Annotated in this window: 12 protein-coding genes; 8 read left to right on the top strand and 4 right to left on the bottom strand. The window is 61.1% G+C overall.

Going from position 1 to position 17162, the window contains the following annotated elements:
- Positions 1–607: 607 nt before the first annotated feature.
- The 8 genes from B5F22_RS06375 (at position 608) to B5F22_RS06405 (ending at position 10425) form a co-directional block, all read left to right on the top strand.
- Positions 608–985, top strand: a complete 378-nt coding sequence (locus B5F22_RS06375) for a metalloregulator ArsR/SmtB family transcription factor (protein ID WP_087391860.1) — start codon at positions 608–610, stop codon at positions 983–985.
- Positions 982–1200 (top strand): heavy metal-associated domain-containing protein, encoded by a 219-nt coding sequence (locus B5F22_RS06380; RefSeq protein ID WP_087233992.1) that lies wholly within the window; start codon positions 982–984, stop codon positions 1198–1200. Before B5F22_RS06375 ends, B5F22_RS06380 begins: the two co-directional genes overlap by 4 nt.
- A gap of 14 nt (positions 1201–1214) precedes the next feature.
- Positions 1215–3068 (top strand): heavy metal translocating P-type ATPase, encoded by a 1854-nt coding sequence (locus tag B5F22_RS06385; RefSeq protein ID WP_087391862.1) that lies wholly within the window; start codon positions 1215–1217, stop codon positions 3066–3068.
- Positions 3069–3684: 616 nt separating this feature from the next.
- Positions 3685–6102, top strand: coding sequence for a ferrous iron transport protein B (gene feoB, locus B5F22_RS06390; protein ID WP_087391864.1), 2418 nt, complete (start codon positions 3685–3687; stop codon positions 6100–6102).
- A gap of 10 nt (positions 6103–6112) precedes the next feature.
- Positions 6113–6250, top strand: coding sequence for a FeoB-associated Cys-rich membrane protein (locus B5F22_RS12010; protein WP_143482199.1), 138 nt, complete (start codon positions 6113–6115; stop codon positions 6248–6250).
- Positions 6251–6524: 274 nt separating this feature from the next.
- On the top strand, positions 6525–7421 hold the full coding sequence (locus tag B5F22_RS06395; RefSeq protein WP_087233998.1) for a PRD domain-containing protein: 897 nt from the start codon (positions 6525–6527) through the stop codon (positions 7419–7421).
- Positions 7421–9514 (top strand): PTS transporter subunit IIABC, encoded by a 2094-nt coding sequence (locus B5F22_RS06400; protein WP_087391867.1) that lies wholly within the window; start codon positions 7421–7423, stop codon positions 9512–9514. The genes B5F22_RS06395 and B5F22_RS06400 overlap by 1 nt, the downstream gene beginning before the upstream one ends.
- A 578-nt stretch (positions 9515–10092) precedes the next feature.
- Positions 10093–10425, top strand: coding sequence for a hypothetical protein (locus B5F22_RS06405; RefSeq protein ID WP_087234002.1), 333 nt, complete (start codon positions 10093–10095; stop codon positions 10423–10425).
- A gap of 87 nt (positions 10426–10512) precedes the next feature.
- On the opposite strand, the gene B5F22_RS06410 is transcribed toward B5F22_RS06405, so the two are convergent.
- The 4 genes from B5F22_RS06410 to hemB form a co-directional block, all read right to left on the bottom strand.
- On the bottom strand, positions 10513–13545 hold the full coding sequence (locus B5F22_RS06410; protein WP_087391869.1) for a tetratricopeptide repeat protein: 3033 nt from the start codon (positions 13543–13545) through the stop codon (positions 10513–10515).
- Positions 13546–13679: 134 nt separating this feature from the next.
- Positions 13680–14852 carry a tRNA uracil 4-sulfurtransferase ThiI gene (gene thiI / locus B5F22_RS06415; RefSeq protein WP_087391871.1) on the bottom strand — a complete coding sequence of 391 codons (1173 nt, stop codon included), beginning with the start codon at positions 14850–14852 and terminating at the stop codon, positions 13680–13682.
- Between the two features lie 26 nt (positions 14853–14878).
- The gene (hemL, locus tag B5F22_RS06420; protein WP_087391873.1) at positions 14879–16171 is read right to left on the bottom strand and encodes a glutamate-1-semialdehyde 2,1-aminomutase; all 1293 of its coding nucleotides are present in this window, start codon (positions 16169–16171) and stop codon (positions 14879–14881) included.
- Entirely contained in the window at positions 16168–17151 is a 984-nt protein-coding gene (hemB, locus tag B5F22_RS06425) for a porphobilinogen synthase (RefSeq protein WP_087391875.1), read from the bottom strand. The genes hemL and hemB overlap by 4 nt, the downstream gene beginning before the upstream one ends.
- Positions 17152–17162 lie beyond the last annotated feature (11 nt).

Genomic DNA, 17162 nt, shown 5'->3' on the forward strand with positions numbered 1-17162 from the left:
CCAGGGCAATACAAGGGAACCAACGGGCCGGGCAAGCCACGGCCCTTACCGCAGCGCAACAGGATGGTGCAGCAAAACCCCCGGCGGCGGGAACGCCGCTTCTCCAGGGGAGGCCCGGACATGGGAACTGCCCAGCTGTAGGGCCAGCTACCCAAGGTCGCCTGGTGTGGTGGCAGTGACAGAAACCACAGTAAGGGTGACGGGCCGAACCTAGGCTTGACGCAGGTCCGGCCTTGTACCCAAGGGAGGTCCTTAGGGGGGAACGCCCTAAGCGGGTTTTGGTACCTTTTGCCCGGTCAAAAGGTACCCCCAGCGGGAAGCGTCCCCGCCAGGCTGGCAAGCCGAAACCATGTGTGGTTAGAAGAACACCACATCGTCTACCTGACGGCAGACAGTCCCCCTTGCACCGAGGTGCCTTTGGGCCTGACAGATACATGAACTCCCAGGCCAGAGGGCTGGAATAGAGAACCCATAGAACGAACAAACAACGGATGCAGGTTTAACTCTGCATCCGTTGTATTTTTCCTCCCAGCCCCATTGACACCCATACTTGAATGTGCTAATATATGAGCAGATGTTCATATGTTGTTTGAAAGGAGGAGCAGACATGGACCAGGACGGGAAGAAACTGGCGGCGGAGAACTGCTGCCACGGCCACAACATGGAACAGGTGGAGGAGATGATGCCCACCGACGAGTGTTTGTACGACGTGGCGGAGCTGTTCAAGCTCTTTGGCGACTCCACCCGCATGAAGATTTTGTACGCCCTCTTTGAGTCGGAGCTGTGCGTGTGCCACATGGCCCAACTGCTGGGGCTGACCCAGTCGGCGGTATCCCACCAGCTGCGCATCCTCAAGGGCGGGCGGCTGGTGAAGCCCCGCCGGGAGGGGAAAACGGTGTATTACTCCTTGGCCGATGACCACGTACGCAAGATCATCGCCCAGGGCATGGAACATATTATGGAACAACAGGGGGTAATGGTATGAAAAAGGTATTCAAACTGGAAGAGCTGGACTGCGCCAACTGCGCCCGCAAGATGGAAGAGGCCATCGGAAAACTGCCCGGGGTACACAGTGCCTCCATCAGCTTTATGACCCAGAAGCTGACCCTGGAGGCGGAGGACGGCCGCTTTGATGAGATTGTGACGGAGGCCCAGAAGTGCATCTCCCGGGTGGAGCGTCACTGCCGTATCGTCAAGTGAGGATGTGAACAGCCATGACCAGACGGCATAAACAGACCTTGGCCCGCATCCTCGTGGCGGGCATACTGCTCATTGCGGCGGTGCTCACCCCCCAGGCGTGGGGGCTGTGGCGGCTGCCCATCTTCCTCGTCCCCTATGTTGTAGTGGGGTGGGATGTGCTGTGGGAGGCCATTTGCAACATCGCCCACGGCGAGATTTTTGACGAAAACTTCCTCATGTGCGTGGCCACCCTGGGCGCTCTGGTGCTGGGTGAGTACGCCGAGGCGGTGGGAGTTATGCTCTTCTACCAGGTGGGCGAGTTGTTCCAGAGCCTGGCGGTGAGCAAGTCCCGCCGCTCCATTGCCCAGCTCATGGACATCCGCCCGGACAGCGCCCACGTGCTGCGAAAGGGCAAAGAGGTCACTGTGGACCCGGACGAGGTGCAGGTGGGGGAGACCCTGGTGGTGCGCCCCGGCGAGCGCATCGCCCTGGACGGTGTGGTGGTGGAGGGTTCCTCCTCCCTGGACACTGCCGCCCTCACCGGCGAGTCCATGCCCCGGGACGTGGAGGAGGGCCAGGAGGTCAGCTCCGGCTGTGTCAATCTCACAGGCCTGTTGCACATTGAGGTCAGCCGTCCCTTTGGCCAGTCTACCGTGGCCCGAATTTTGGAGTTGGTGGAGAATGCCGCCGCCAAAAAGGCCAAAGCGGAGCACTTTATCACCCGTTTTGCCCGCTGGTATACCCCGGTGGTGGTGCTGGGCGCTGCGGCTCTGGCCATTGTAGGCGGCCTGGTTACCGGACACTGGGGGGAGTGGGTGCGCCGCGCTCTCATCTTCCTGGTCATCTCCTGCCCCTGCGCCCTGGTCATCTCCATTCCCATGGCCTTCTTTGGTGGCATTGGCGGGGCCTCCCGGCAGGGTGTGCTGGTGAAAGGCGGCAACTATCTGGAGCTGCTGGCTAAGACAAAAACCGTAGTCTTTGACAAGACCGGTACCCTCACCCAGGGAAAATTTGCCCTCTCCGGGCTGTATCCGGTCCGGGACGAGGAAGAGGAGCCCCTGCTGCGGTGGGCGGCTCTGGCGGAGAGCCATTCCAACCACCCCATTGCCCAGTCTCTGCGCCGTGCCTGGCAGGGAGACGTGAAGGACCACACCGTCACCGACGTGGAGGAGATTCCCGGCCGGGGCGTCTGCGCCACGGTAGACGGGGTGGAGGTGTTGGCGGGCAATGCGGTCTTTCTCTCGCAGCACGGCTTTACCCCTGCCCAGGACGTCCCCGCCGGGACGGTGGTGCACGTGGCGGCCCAGGGCCGATATCTGGGCTTTGCTCTCATTGCCGACCAGGTGAAGGACCACGCCGCTGAAACCATCGCCCAGCTCAAGGCCCAGGGCGTGCGTACCGTGATGCTCACCGGGGACAGCCGGGAGGTGGGCGAGCAGATGGCCCAACGGCTGGGGCTGGACCAGGTCCACGCCCAGCTGCTGCCCCAGGACAAGGTGGACCAGCTGGAACAGCTGCTGGAGCAAAAGCCGGAGGGTACCGCTCTGGCCTACGTGGGCGACGGAGTCAACGACGCCCCGGTGCTGTCCCGGGCGGACGTGGGTGTGGCCATGGGCGGCATGGGCTCGGATGCCGCCATTGAGGCCGCCGACGTGGTGCTCATGGACGACGACCCCGCCAAGCTGCTCACTGCCATGTCCATTGCCCGCAAGTGCCGGGCCATTGTCATTGAGAATATCGTCTTTGCTCTGGGGGTGAAGGGGCTGTTTTTGGCCATGGGCGCTTTCGGCGTGGCCACCATGTGGGAGGCGGTGTTTGCCGACGTGGGGGTGGCGGTGATCGCCATTTTGAACGCCAGCCGGATGCTGTATCATAAAAAGTCTATATAAAAAGAGACCCGCTTTCAGCGATGAAGAGCTGAAAGCGGGTTTTTCCTCATTTCAGGCTTGCCAGCCGGGGGACGCGCTCCGCTGGGCCCCATTTCTCCCGAGGAGAAATGGGGGAAAGAATCGCCTAGGGGTTGTACCCCTAGGTACCCCCTGAGGTCTCCTTACATGGCGCTGGAGTATCCCACACCGACGCTGAGGTATTGGGAATTGGCCGTCCTCCTTGCGCCGCTGTCGCTGACATCTTCTGCGTAGAACTATGGTGCTTCTTTGGTAACAGCGTCTGAATTGGGTGCAGGCGGGCATATACCACCTACGGCAGGCCCTGTCCTTCTGGGGCAAGTGCTTCCCACACTAGAACATGCAGCGGTAGCGGATATAGCGGCACAGAGTATCGGCTTATCTCTGGGCCGGTTTGGAGTGCTCCGACAGCTTAGGGCTGCTGACCCAAGGGAGGTCCTTAGGGGGGAACGCCCTAAGTGGCTTTTCGTCCATTTTGGCCAGTCAAAATGGACCCCAGCGGAGCGTTTTCTTTTTCGTACACTCCGCACATTGCAATTCCCAGTAAGGAGGTGTACAATACCGCAGTTAGCATGATAAGAGAACGAGGTGAGCGAGTATGGTTCAAGAAGAGAAGCAGAACCTCTCTTTACAACAGCTGGAGCCGGGGCAATCCGGTATCATTCGGGCCATCAACAACCCCCGGGGCCCGGTGAAGCGTCGGCTGGTGGATATGGGGCTGACCCCCGGCACCAAAGTGACGGTGCGGAAGATTGCCCCCTTTGGCGACCCCATCGAGGTCAATCTCCGGGGGTATGAGCTGTCGTTGCGCAAGGAGGATGCCTGCAACATCCTCCTGTGTGCCCCTGGGGAGGAGCCCCACGGCACGCGTCCTGAGCACACTGCCCCTGACCAGGAGACAGTGCGGCGGATGACCCAGGCCCACGAGCACCATCAGCGGGAGCACGGGGGCAGCAAGCAGGACAACCACGACGTCCGTGAGATGAAAATTGCCCTGGTGGGCAACCCCAACTGCGGCAAAACTACCCTCTTTAACGCCCTCACCGGGTCCAACCAGTATGTGGGCAACTGGCCCGGCGTCACGGTGGAGAAGAAGGAGGGCGTGGCCCATGTGGATGGCCGGGACGTGACCATCGTGGATCTGCCCGGCATCTACTCCCTCTCCCCCTACTCCATGGAGGAGATTGTGGCCCGTGACTTTGTGGTGGGGGAGCACCCCGACGCCATCATCAACATTGTGGACGCCACCAACTTAGAGCGCAACCTGTACCTCACCGCCCAGCTTCTGGAGCTGGAGCGGCCCATGGTCATTGCCCTGAACTTCATGGACGAGGTGGAAAAGCGGGGAGATAAGCTGGACCTGGTGCGGATTTCCCGGGCCCTGGGTGTCCCTGTCATCCCCATTACCGCCCGCACGGGCCAGAACATCCAGAAGCTGCTGGAGGAGGCCCACCACCAGATGCACACCGGCTTCACCGTGGAGCCCGACGACCTGTACGACGACTTTACCCACTACATCCACCACCAAGTGGACGCCCTCATCCACGACCGGGCCTACGCCGTGGGTATCCCCGCCCACTGGGCCTCCATCAAGCTCATTGAGGGGGACGAACTGGTGGAGAAGGCCCTGGGGTTGGACGAGGCCACCCGCTGGAAGGTGGACCGGGTGGCCCAGAGCTATGAACAGGCCTACCCCCTGGGTGACCGGGAGACCCTCATTGCCGACGCCCGCTACCGCTTCATTCAGCGGGTGGTGAAGGTGGGAGTGCAGCGGGGCCAGCCCCTGGGCACCATGACCCTCTCGGATAAAATTGACGCCATTGTCACCCACCGCTTCCTGGCGGTCCCCGTGTTTTTGGTGATGATGTTGGCCCTGTTCGGCATCATCTTCGGCCCCGGCCAGATTCTGGCCGACGGGGTGGACTACTTCTTCAACGACTGGCTGGCTGGCGTGGTCAGCGGCGTTTTGGACCAGGCAGGCACCGCCCCCTGGGTGTCCTCTCTGCTGGTGGACGGCGTGCTGTCCGGCGTGGGCGGCGTGCTGGTGTTCCTGCCCCAGATCGCCCTGTTGTTCCTGTTTTTGTCCTTCCTGGAGGACTCCGGGTACATGGCCCGGGCCGCCTTTATCATGGACCGGGTGCTGCGCCGCTTCGGCCTGTCCGGTAAGGCCTTCATCCCCATGCTCATGGGCTTTGGCTGTACTGTCCCCGCCATCATGGGGGCGCGGACCATGGAAAATGAGAAGGACCGCCGCATGACCATGATGCTGGTGCCCTTCATGTCCTGTTCCGCCCGTCTACCGGTGTACGGCCTGATGACCGCCGCCTTCTTCCCCAAGCATGCGGGTCTGGTGATTTTCTCCCTGTATGTGCTGGGCCTGCTGTGCGCCATTGTGTCCGGCATCATCCTGCGCCACACCATGTTCCGGGGCGAGCCCGCCGCCTTTGTGCTGGAGCTGCCCCCCTACCGCCTGCCCACCGTCCGAAACTGTCTGACCCATGTGTGGGAGCGGGTGCGGGGCTTCCTGGTGAAGGCGGGTACCCTGATTCTGGCCATGAGCGTGGTGCTGTGGTTCCTCCAGAGCTTCGGCGTCACCTCCCACGGCCTGGTGATGGTGGAGGAGCCCAGCCGTTCTATGCTGGGTACCATCGGCTCTCTGCTGGCCCCCGTGTTTGGGCCTCTGGGCTTCGGCACCTGGCAGGCCGCTGTGGCCATCCTCACCGGCCTGGTGGCCAAGGAGGCGGTGGTGTCCACCCTGTGCCTGCTCTACGGCGTGTCCACTCTGGACGCCGGGGCCACGGTGGCCACCGCTCTGTCCGGCACCTTCCACACCCCTGTAGCCGCCTACGCCTTCCTGGTGTTCATCCTGCTGTATGTGCCCTGTGTGGCGGCCGTGTCCACCATGGTGCGGGAGATGGGCAGCTTGAAGTGGACCGCTCGCTCCATCCTCTGGCAGCTGGCGGCGGCCTGGCTGGTGTCGTTTGTGGTGTTCCAGGTGGGAATGCTGCTGTTTTAAGGAGTTTTCTATGAAATATGTGATTTATGCCCTGGTGGCGGCCCTGGCGGTGTGGGCGGTGTGGTACTTGGTGCGCACCATCCGCCGCCAGCTCCGTGGCCAGTGCAGCGGCTGCTCGGGAGACTGCTCCCGCTGCGGCAAGAAATAGCGGACACGGGCGCACCCCATCAGGGGGGCGCCCGTGTTTTTTCACAAAAATACACCCTGTGAATCTGTGTGGGCTGACAAAAGTCGGTGGATTCGAGGATTCTTTCTTGACAAACCCATGTCAGTGCGCTATTCTGTCCCTGGACAATTTCAAAGGGACTTGTGACTGGTCAAGCAGGCAAGATCAAACCGATGCAGTGGGAAACCATATCCGTATATGGCAATATGGCACTGTAGGTTTGGTCTTTTTATTTTTTCTCAGAGGAGGTGAGCACATGGAAAACATTCCACCGGAAAACCAAAAGCCTGGCGCATACCGCATTGTCCGAGCCATCGGCAACAATTTTGTGTGCGCCAAAGACAGCAGCGGCCACGAGGTGGTGCTGCGTGGACCCGGCATCGGCTTTAAAAAAGCCCCAGGGGACGTGGTAGCCCCGTCCCGGGTGGAGAAGGTGTACGCCCTGCAAGACCACAGTCAATCCCAGCGCCTGACCCAGCTGATGGTGGAGCTGCCTCCGGAGTACCTGGAGGTGAGCACCCAGATCATTGAGAGCGCCGAGCGTCTGCTGGGTCGGCACCTGTCGGGGAATGTGTACATCACCCTCACCGACCATATTTCCTTTGCCCTCCAGCGGCACAAAAACGGGGTGTACTACCCCAATCAGCTGCTGTGGGAGATCAAAACCTTCTACGCCCAGGAGTACGAGGTGGGTCAGATGGCCCTGGAGATCATCGAGAGCGCCTTGGGGGTGCAGCTGCCCGAGGACGAGGCGGGCTTCATCGCCTTGCACATCGTCAACGCCCAGTTGGACGGGCGCATGTCGGACATGGTGCGCATCACCGAGCTGGTGCGTGAGATCATGGCGGAGGTGGCGGAGTTCTATGGTGCTGCCCCCTGTCAGCAGGGGCTGGACTACGAGCGGCTCATCACCCACCTGAAATTCTTGGGCCAGCGGTTGGCTCGGCCCAGGCCCCAGGCCCGGGAGGATGCCACCTTCCAGGGGATGATCCGAGAGCACTATCCCCAGGCCTTTGCCTGCGCTTTGCGGGTGAAGGAGCGGCTGAAACGGGTTTTTGACCTGGATCTGCCCGGCGAGGAACTCACCTTTCTGACCGTTCATTTACAACGCTTGGCCCTGGCCATGGGACAAGCAAAGGAGGAGAATTTCTGATGAAAGACAAAGTATTCGGCGTATTGCAGCGGGTGGGCCGCTCCTTTATGCTGCCCATCGCCATTCTGCCCGTAGCGGGCCTGTTTTTGGGCATCGGCGGGTCCTTTACCAACACCACCATGCTGGAGACCTACGGCCTCATGGGCATCATGGGCCCCGGCACCTTCATCTACGCCATTTTGCAGGTGCTCAACGCCGCCGGTTCGGTGGTCTTTGACAACCTGCCTCTGATCTTCGCCATGGGTGTGGCCATCGGTATGGCCAAGCAGGAGAAGGAAGTGGCGGCCCTGTCGGCAGCCATCGCCTTCTTCGTGATGCACGCCACCATAGGGGCCATGATCAACGCCTTCGGCGCCCCCGACCTGTCCGGCGCCACCACTACTGTGGTGGGCCTGAACTCCCTGCAAATGGGCGTGTTCGGCGGCATCATGGTGGGCCTGGGTGTGGCAGCCCTGCACAACCGGTTCTATAAGATTCAATTGCCCCAGGTGCTCTCCTTCTTCAGCGGCACCCGGTTCGTCCCCATCATCTCCGCCGCCACCTACCTGGTGGTGGGCATCGCCATGTACTACATCTGGCCCACCATCCAGACTGGCATCAATCACCTGGGCGGCTTTGTGCTGGCCAGCGGCTACGCCGGTACCTGGCTGTACGGCTTCATCGAGCGTGCCCTCATCCCCTTCGGCCTGCACCACGTGTTCTACATCCCCTTCTGGCAGACCGCTGTGGGCGGCACCGCCACCGTGGCCGGACACCTGGTGGAGGGCGCTCAGAACATCTTCTTTGCCGAGCTGGCCACCCCCGGCATTGAGCACTTCTCCGTGGCTGCTACCCGCTTCATGAGCGGTAAGTTCCCCCTGATGATCTTCGGCCTGCCTGGCGCTGCTCTGGCCATGTACCGCTGCGCCCGGCCGGAAAACCGTAAGGTGGTGGGCGGCCTGCTGCTCTCCGCCGCTCTCACCTCCATGATTACCGGTATCACTGAGCCCCTGGAGTTCACCTTCCTCTTTGTGGCTCCCGCCATGTACATCGTCCACTGCGTGTTCGCCGGTGCTGCCTACATGCTCATGCACATCTTCAACGTGGGCGTGGGTATGACCTTCTCCGGCGGCCTCATCGACCTGACCCTCTTCGGCATCATGCAGGGCAACGCCAAGACCAGCTGGATTTGGGTGGTCATCGTGGGCGCGGTCTACTTCGTGCTCTACTTCCTGGTGTTCTCCTTCATGATCAAGAAGTTCAACTACATGACTCCCGGCCGTGAGGAGAACGCCGGCGAGATCAAGCTGTACACCCGCCAGGACGTGGACGCCCAGAAGAAGGGCGCAGAGGGTACCAAGGGCGGCAACAGTGACGACGCCCTCAGCGCCGAGATCGTCCGTGGTCTGGGCGGCAAGGACAACATCTCCGACGTGGACTGCTGCATCACCCGCCTGCGCTGCACCGTCAAGGACGGTGCCAAGGTGGATCAGGCGGTTCTGAAAGCCACCGGAGCCTCCGGCGTCATCGTGGCCGGTAAGGGTGTCCAGATCGTGTACGGCCCCCGGGTGTCTGTCATCCGCTCCAACGTGGAGAGCTACCTGGCCAACTATCAGGAGCCTGCTGCTGTGGAGGCCAAGACCGAGGCCGCTCCCGCTGTGAAGGGCGGCATGGTGGCCAGCCCCTTCACCGGTAAGGTCATCCCCGTGTCTGAAGTGGGGGACGGCGTGTTCTCCGAGAAGATGGTGGGCGATGGCTTTGCCGTGGAGCCTGACGACGACAAGGTGTATTCCCCCGTGGACGGCGAAGTGACCATGGTGTTTGACACCAAGCACGCCTTCACCATCCAGACCGACGGCGGCCTGGAAGTGCTGGTGCACATGGGCATTGACACGGTGCAGCTCCAGGGCAAGCCCTTCATGCTCACCATTCGCCAGGGCGACAAGGTACGTTGCGGTGACCTCATAGGCACCATGGACCGCAAGGCCATCCAGGACGCTGGCTACCGCACCATCACCCCCGTGGTGGTGGGCAACGTGGACGACTTCGACACCTGCCAGCTGGTGACGGAGGGCCAGGTGGAGCACGGCACCGATGTGCTGGACGTGCACTAAAACCCCATAGAGATATCAGAACAGGAGCGCCGCAGCTGCGGCGCTCCTTTTGCTATGCTTCACGGCCTGAAAAATTGACCTCTTCCCGGCCTTCTCTCCGCCTTGCCAGCCTGGCGGGGACGCTCCCCGCTGGGGGTGACTTTTGCCCGGTCAAAAGTCACCAAAACCCGCCTAGGGCGTTCCCCCTAGGTACCCCCCTTGGGTACGAGGCCGGGAATGCGTCAAGTCTGGATTCGGCCCGTCACCCTTGCTGTGGCTCCTGGTACTGCCACCACACCAGGCCACCTTGGGTAGCTGGCCCTATGGCCAGGCGGTTTTCACCTCCGGGCCTGCCCTGGAGAAGCGGCGTTCCCGCCGCCGGGAGCCAGGTCGCTGTGGTAGGGGAGGGGCTTGCCCCTCCCGAATCCATCAGGGCAATGCCAGGAAAGCAGCGGGCTGGGCAAGCCTGAATCGGGGAACTACAAAGGCGAAATTTCCGTACGTTGCAAACACACCCCTGTGCTGACAGAGTAAAATGAGGTATAATCAGGATAGATAAACCGAAAGTTGTCAGGATTACTGGAAAAGGAGGAAAAAGAATGGGATATCCAGAGGATGGAGTTGTTCAGACGTGGTTGGATGCGTTGCAGGGATTAAATGTCCGGGTCAAAAAGATGTTTGGGTGCTACTGCCTGTACTGCGACAATCAGCCGGTGGGATGGCTGCATGAGGGCGTTTTGTCCCTGCGGGAAGTGGGGCTGACGTATTTGCCCGACCATTTGAAACGGCCGTCCCCGGGGGATTCGATTCAGGAAATTCCCATCCCTCTGGATGACTGCCATTGCCTATGGCTGCCGCAGGCAGTGCAAGACACCGCCGACCGACGCAAGGAGCAGGGAAAGGGACCCCATGAGAGAAAATCAAGGGGGTAAAAAGGCTGTTGTATGAAAAAAGACGGTGCAGACTGATAGGTGGTCTGCACCGTCTTTCCTTGTTTATGGGGAATGGAAACGGAAGGATTAATCCTTGTTATCCAGGATAGAAAGGATAATTTCCTTTTGGTTGGGGGGCAGCGTCTCCGCAATCTCCCGGGCACGCTGCTCCAGAGCTGGGGCCTGGTGCGCCTGCTCCTCAAACAGAGGACAGAGCTGAGAGAGCAGGGCACAGGTGAGAGCAATGCCCCAAGGTTCTTGTTCGGATTCGTAGAGGGGGAGGGCTTGGAATAGGAGTGTCAGTACTTGAGCGTAATCATTAGAATCCAGATAAAGAAAAGCTCTGCTTCGGAGTGTGTTGGCGAGTCCCAGGTTGTCCTGCTCCTGGCGATACAAGGATTCGGCCTGGGCATAGAGGTCCAGAGCTTGTTGGAGCTGCCCGGTGCGGGATAGGAGGTCGGCCCGGCTTTTGAGTGTGTTTGCAAGGCCTAGGTTGTGGTGCTCCTGGCGATACAAGGATTCGGCCTGGGCATAGAGGTCCAGGGCTTGTTGGAGCTGTCCGGTACGGCGGAGGAGGTCGGCCCGGCTTTGGAGGGTGTTGGCGAGGCCCAGGTTATTCTGCTCCTGGCGATACAAGGATTCGGCCTGGGCATAGAGGTCCAGGGCTTGTTGGGGCAGCCCGGTGCGGGATAGGAGGTCGGCCCGGCTTTGGAGGGTGTTTGCGAGGCCCAGGTTGGCCTGCTCCTGGCGATACAAGGTTTCGGCCTGGGCATAGAGGTCCAGGGCTTGTTGGAGCTGCCCGGTGCGGGTTAGGAGGTCGGCCTGTTGTTTTGAAATCAGTCCCTCCAGGGAACGGTTTTCCTGCTGCTGAATAAAGGAAAGCAGCTTTTTTAAGATGTCCAATCCTTGTGGAGTGGAAAACTGAAAATAATTATGCAGTTTTTGTGTGAATAAAGCGATGGCAGGATATAGCTGTTCTTGCCACTTTGGTGCCAGCATCCGCTCCAACAGGTGGAACAGCTGGGGCAGGTGTTCTACCACGCAGGTGTGGGATGCATGATAATTGCTATGATGTAAATCGTTGGCCTGCTCCAGAATGGGACCATAGTGGTCATACCACTGGAGGACACAGGAGACTACCGCATCCCCCTCAGCCAGCAGAAGGAACCCCTCTTTCACAGGCTGGAGCATCACCAGGGCGGCCCCAGTGTCGTCCCAGTCCACCAGACAGGCATCACACAACTGGGCAATGCTGTCTGTCCACTGCTCCCGCTCCTGCTCATTCTTGGCCAGCTCCATGAGCTGGGGGTATTCCAGGGGGCCATAGTACAGGGCGATGAGCCCCCACAGGTGAATGGCCTGGGTGGAAGGACTCAGAGCGTCCCAGACGGCTTGCAGGGCGGTGTCCAGGCTGGTGTGTCGGGGGTTGGAGGTCTTCTGCTGGGCGTGGGTCCACCGCTCCAACACGTTTTCCCAGCTGGGGGCATGGGCGGCCAGAGTGGCGGTGAGGAGGATGGAGAGGGGATGGCCGTCCAACTGCTGGAGGAGGTCCTCAAAGGCCTGTCCCTCCAGGGGCAAATGGCCTTTTTTCTCGTGATAGACGGCTTGAAAGAGTTCTCGGTCTTTGCCGTCCTTGCGATTTAAGGATTCCAACGGGAGCACATCCTGGGGGACATCATAGGAGGTGGGGGCCACCTGGCTGGAGAGCAGCACCGGGAGGTCCATCCGGCACAGTCGGGCCAGAAATTCCAGAATCGGTAGCCGTTCATCCTCCTGAGCTGCATGCCACACGTCTTCGAAGTTGTCCAAATAGAGGACGGCACCGGAGCGGGTGGACAGACCATCCTGGAGATAGTCCAGATAGCCGGGAAGATCACTGGCCTTGTCGTCAGGGAGGGTGGGAATGCCCGTCCTCTGGGCGATGGTCTGACACAGCAGAGCGGGGGACTGAATCCCGGTGGCTGGGACATAGAGAATGTTGTGGCCGTCTTTCTCCAATCGGCGCAGCACAGCATGGCACACCTCGGTCTTGCCTTGCCCAGCTATACCAGTGACAAAGACGGGGGCGGAGTGGTTGGTGCAATGCTCATAGAGGTTCTGGATGAAGACATCCCGGCCCACCAGGGAGCGGCGGAGCGCAGGGATGGGGGAACGCTTCTTGGGCGTGGGGGCCTCAGGGGGGAGCAGGGCCTGGAGAAACCAGTCCAGGGCATCATGTTGACCGCAGGGGTACCAGATGCACTGGATGTGGTGTTTGGACATAAACTTTCGACGCTGACGGTAAGCATCATTTTCTGTGCCGTCGGCGTTGACCAGCAACGGCTCCCAGGGATTGGCTTCATTTTCCGTTTCCTTGGGCAACTCCACCAGGGCGAAATAAGTGCGGTGTTCACAGCAGGCGTTCAGCACCTGTACAACCCGGTCGGTGCCCAGGGAACAGCCCAGAAAGAGGACAGGCCGGGAGCGGAAGATGGAGGACAGGGTTTTGGACAACGGGGTGGGCTCCTGGGAGCAGGGATAGACGGTGTCATAAGCCTCTTTGGTAAAGACCATGTGCTCCCGGTCTGACACACTGCCGTGGAGCTTGAACAGGATGGGGGCAGCCGTCTGGAGAGCCCGGTCAGCCTGGGGTAGGTGGTATTCGGTGTGAGGGCAGAGTACCTCCAAACGGTGGTCATAGATTTCCTCCAGGCACAAGTCCACATTGGTGGTCATCATGGGGCCGTTGAAAATCCGGAGGATGGCCTTCCGGGCCGGGGTCAGCTTTTTCATAGCGACCGGCACGGTACGGGGGCCAAAGGTTTGACATAGTTCTTCCTGAAATTCAAACTCCCCCATTTCGGCGCAGAGGGTGGAGGCGGCCTCTTCAAATTGCCCGGCATTCAGCTGGTCTTCCAGCTGGGTCTGACAGTTGGGGAAGGGTTCTGCCATCTTCTCAAGAAGGGAAGGCCAGACGGGATAGACATATCCAGTGAACCCAGCCCCGAACAAGGGAATGAGATTGTTTTTGGCCAGCTGTTCCTGAATACCCTGGAACGCCCGCTTATTTTGCTGATAAAGACGCTTTAAAGTTGGGCATTCGCCTTTGTAGTTGGCGCCCATCAAGTTCTCAAATGCCACAGTGCCACCTCCTGGTGATATGGTTCCAATGATGTTCTATGATAGCACATGGTGGGGGATTTTGCCAGGGGAGGGATAAAAAATACCGCACCGAGATGTTTCGCCCATCTCGGTGCGGTATTTTTAGAAATTGATTAGAAATCCAGCAGCACCCGCTCAATGCCCGCCACGGCTTCCTCCACCATAGCGTCAATGTCCAGGTTCTGCTCAGCCTCCACCAGCTCCTCCACTTTGGGTTTGGTGCGGGGGTGCTTGGGGGTGAACACGGTGCAGCAGTCCTCATAGGGGAGGATGGAGGTCTCAAAGGTGCCGATCTTGCGGGAAATGCGCACGATCTCCTCCTTATCCATGCCCACCACCGGGCGCAGCACGGGCACGGTGCACACGGCGTTGGTGCAGGCCATGGCCTCCAGGGTCTGGCTGGCCACCTGGCCCACGGACTCACCGGTCACCAGGGCCTGGATGCCGTTTTTCTCCGCCACCCGGCAGGCAATGCGCATCATGAAGCGGCGCATGAGGATGGTGAACAGGTTCTCCGGGCAGGAGCGGCGCAGCTCCTCCTGAATCTTGGTAAACGGCACCACGTGCACGCAGGTCTTGCCGGTGTAGGGCACCAGCAGCCGGGCCAGGTCCAGCACCTTCTCCTTGGCCTCGGGGGAGGTGTAGGGGTAGGAGTAGAAGTGGATCATGTCCACGATGACGCCCCGCTTGGCAATCATCCAGGAGGCCACGGGGGAGTCGATGCCGCCGGAGAGGAGGGACAGGGCACGGCCACCCACGCCGATGGGCAGACCGCCGGCACCTTCGGTGGGGTTGGCGTGGACAAAGGCGTCAAAGTCCCGCACCTCCACATGGACGGTGAACTGGGGATTATGCATATCGGCAATCAGGTGGGGGTAGGCGTCGTGGAGCTCGCCGCCCACGTACTGGGACAGCTGGATGGAGGTCATGGGGAAGGTCTTGTCCGCCCGCTTGGTCTCCACCTTGAAGGAGCGGGCCATGGCCAGCTGGTCCCCCAGATACTCCTTGACGCACTCCAGAATGGCGTCTTTGTCCTTGACGCAGGCCCGGGCCCGGCACAGGCCCGCCACGCCGAACAGCTTGCCCATGGCCTCCCAGGCCCCTTCAAAATCGCAGAACTCGTCCTGGGGCTCAATGTAGGTGGTGGACTGGCGGGTGTACACCTTAAAGGAGCCGTACTTTTTCAGCCGCCGCTTGGCGTTGCCCATGAGCTTCTCCTCAAAGGCCCGGCGGTTGAGGCCCTTGAGCACCATTTCGCCCTGCTTGAGCAGGATAATTTCTTTCATATTGTTACCTCCAATGAGTGGTGATGTTAGTGAGACAGGGCTTCCAGGGTCTGCTGGAAGGCCTCCAAAGTGGCGGTCAAATCCTCCCCGCTGTGGGCGTCCGAGAGGAACATGGCCTCGAACTGGGCGGGGGCCAGGTAGATGCCCCGCTGGAGCATCTCGCTGAAGTAGCGGGCGTACATCCCCACGTCACTGCCCTTGGCATCCACAAAGGTGGACACCTCGGTGGGGGTGAAGAAGGGGGAGAGGAGGGAGCCCACCTGGTTGATGGCCACAGGCACCTGAGAGGTCTCACACAGCTTGCCCATGTCCTGGGCCAGAGAGGCTCCCATGTCGTTGATGTGGGTGTACACCTGGGGATGGTCGTGGAGATAGCGCAGCTGGGCCAGACCGGCGGCCATGGCCACGGGGTTGCCGCTGAGGGTACCCGCCTGGTAGACCGGGCCGCAGGGGGCCACATGCTCCATGAGGGCCCGGCTGCCGCCGTAGGCGCCCACGGGCATGCCGCCGCCGATGATCTTGCCGTAGGTGACCAGGTCGGCCTTCACCCCAAAATACTCCTGGGCGCCGCCGGGGGCCAGACGAAACCCGGTGATCACCTCGTCGAAGATGAGCAGGGTGCCGTGCTGGTCGCACAGCTCCCGCAGCCCCTGCAGGAAGCCGGGGGCGGGACCTACCACGCCCATGTTGGCGGCCACCGGCTCTACGATGACGGCGGCCACTTCACCCCGGTTGGCCTCCAGAAGGGCTTGGACGCTGGCAAGGTCGTTAAATTGGGCGGTGAGGGTATCCTTGGCGGCCCCCACGGGCACGCCGGAGGAGGAGGGGTGGCCGCCCGCCAGAGCAGAGGACCCGGCGTTGACCAGCATGCAGTCGCTGTGGCCGTGGTAGCAGCCCTCAAACTTGATGAGCTTGTCCCGGCCTGTGGCCCCACGGGCCAGACGCAGGGCGGACATGACGGCCTCGGTGCCGGAGTTCACCATGCGCACCATCTCCAGCCCGGGCACCATCTCCACCATCAGCTGGGCAATCTCCACCTCCCGGGGGGTGGGGGCGCCGAAGCTCAGACCGTCCACCACGGCCTTCTCCACCGCCTCCCGGATGACAGGATGGTTGTGGCCCAAAATCATGGGGCCCCAGGAACATACATAGTCGATGTAGCGGCGGCCCTCCACGTCATAGATATAGCTGCCCTCCGCTCTCTGGATGAATCGGGGGGTGAGCCCCACGGAGCGGTAGGCACGCACGGGGCTGTTGACGCCGCCGGGGAGCACTTGGCAGGCGGCGGCAAAGAGTTCTTCGGAATTGTGGAGATTCATCCGATATCCCCCCGTTTCATGGCGTCTGCCAGCTCCTTGGCGGAGTAGGTGATGAGCATGTCCGCCCCCGCCCGGTAGATGGACAGGGCCGACTCGCACATCATTTTATATTCGTCCACCAGTCCGGCAGCAGCGGCGGCCTTGATCATGGCATACTCGCCGGAGACAGAGTAGGCGCACATGGGCAGGTGAAAGGCCTGCTTGCACCGATACAGCACGTCCAAATAGCTCAGAGCGGGCTTGACCATGAGAATGTCCGCCCCTTCTTCCACGTCCAGGGCGCACTCCCGCAGAGCCTCCCGGGCGTTGTGGGGGTCCATCTGGTAGCCCTTCCGGTCGCCAAAGGAGGGGGCAGAGCCGGCGGCATCCCGGAAGGGGCCGTAGAAGGAGGAGGCGTACTTGGCAGAATAGGCCATGATGGGCAGGTTGACAAATCCGGCCTCATCCAGGGCACGGCGCATGGCCCCAATGCGGCCGTCCATCATGTCGGAGGGGGCCACCATGTCCACCCCGGCCCGGGCATAGGACAGGGTGATGTCCACCAGCCGGGGGAGGGTGGCGTCGTTGTCCACGTGCTCCCCGCAGAGAATGCCACAGTGTCCGTGGCTGGTGTACTCGCACATACACACGTCGGCGATGACGTAGAAGTGGGGGTACGTTTCCTTGATGGTGCGGATGGCCTGCTGCACCACCCCGTTGTCGTCCCAGGCAGAGGAGCCAATCTCATCCTTGTGGGCGGGGAGGCCGAAGAGGATGCACTTGGTCACGCCGTGGGCCAGGCACTCCTCCACCGCCTGGCACACACTGTCCAAGCCGTAGTGGAACTGTCCGGGCAGAGAGGGGATGGGGCGGGTGCCCTGGAGGGTTTCATCCACAAAGATGGGGTAGATGAGGCTGTCGGGGGACAGCCGGGTCTCCCGACACAGGCTGCGTACCTCGGGACAGGTGCGCAGGCGGCGGGGTCTATGAGTAAGTTCCATTGGGAATTCCT

Source organism: Pseudoflavonifractor sp. An187 (assembly GCF_002160275.1).
GTDB classification, from domain to species: domain Bacteria; phylum Bacillota; class Clostridia; order Oscillospirales; family Oscillospiraceae; genus Enterenecus; species Enterenecus faecium.

Excerpts from the sequence above, each read along its gene's own strand:
- B5F22_RS06375 (WP_087391860.1), top strand. The coding sequence starts at position 608 with ATGGACCAGGACGGGAAGAAACTGGCGGCGGAGAACTGCTGCCACGGC.
- B5F22_RS06380 (WP_087233992.1), top strand. The coding sequence starts at position 982 with ATGAAAAAGGTATTCAAACTGGAAGAGCTGGACTGCGCCAACTGCGCC.
- B5F22_RS06385 (WP_087391862.1), top strand. The coding sequence starts at position 1,215 with ATGACCAGACGGCATAAACAGACCTTGGCCCGCATCCTCGTGGCGGGC.
- feoB (WP_087391864.1), top strand. The coding sequence starts at position 3,685 with ATGGTTCAAGAAGAGAAGCAGAACCTCTCTTTACAACAGCTGGAGCCG.
- B5F22_RS12010 (WP_143482199.1), top strand. The coding sequence starts at position 6,113 with ATGAAATATGTGATTTATGCCCTGGTGGCGGCCCTGGCGGTGTGGGCG.
- B5F22_RS06395 (WP_087233998.1), top strand. The coding sequence starts at position 6,525 with ATGGAAAACATTCCACCGGAAAACCAAAAGCCTGGCGCATACCGCATT.
- B5F22_RS06400 (WP_087391867.1), top strand. The coding sequence starts at position 7,421 with ATGAAAGACAAAGTATTCGGCGTATTGCAGCGGGTGGGCCGCTCCTTT.
- B5F22_RS06405 (WP_087234002.1), top strand. The coding sequence starts at position 10,093 with ATGGGATATCCAGAGGATGGAGTTGTTCAGACGTGGTTGGATGCGTTG.
- thiI (WP_087391871.1), bottom strand. The coding sequence starts at position 14,852 with ATGAAAGAAATTATCCTGCTCAAGCAGGGCGAAATGGTGCTCAAGGGC.
- hemL (WP_087391873.1), bottom strand. The coding sequence starts at position 16,171 with ATGAATCTCCACAATTCCGAAGAACTCTTTGCCGCCGCCTGCCAAGTG.
- hemB (WP_087391875.1), bottom strand. The coding sequence starts at position 17,151 with ATGGAACTTACTCATAGACCCCGCCGCCTGCGCACCTGTCCCGAGGTA.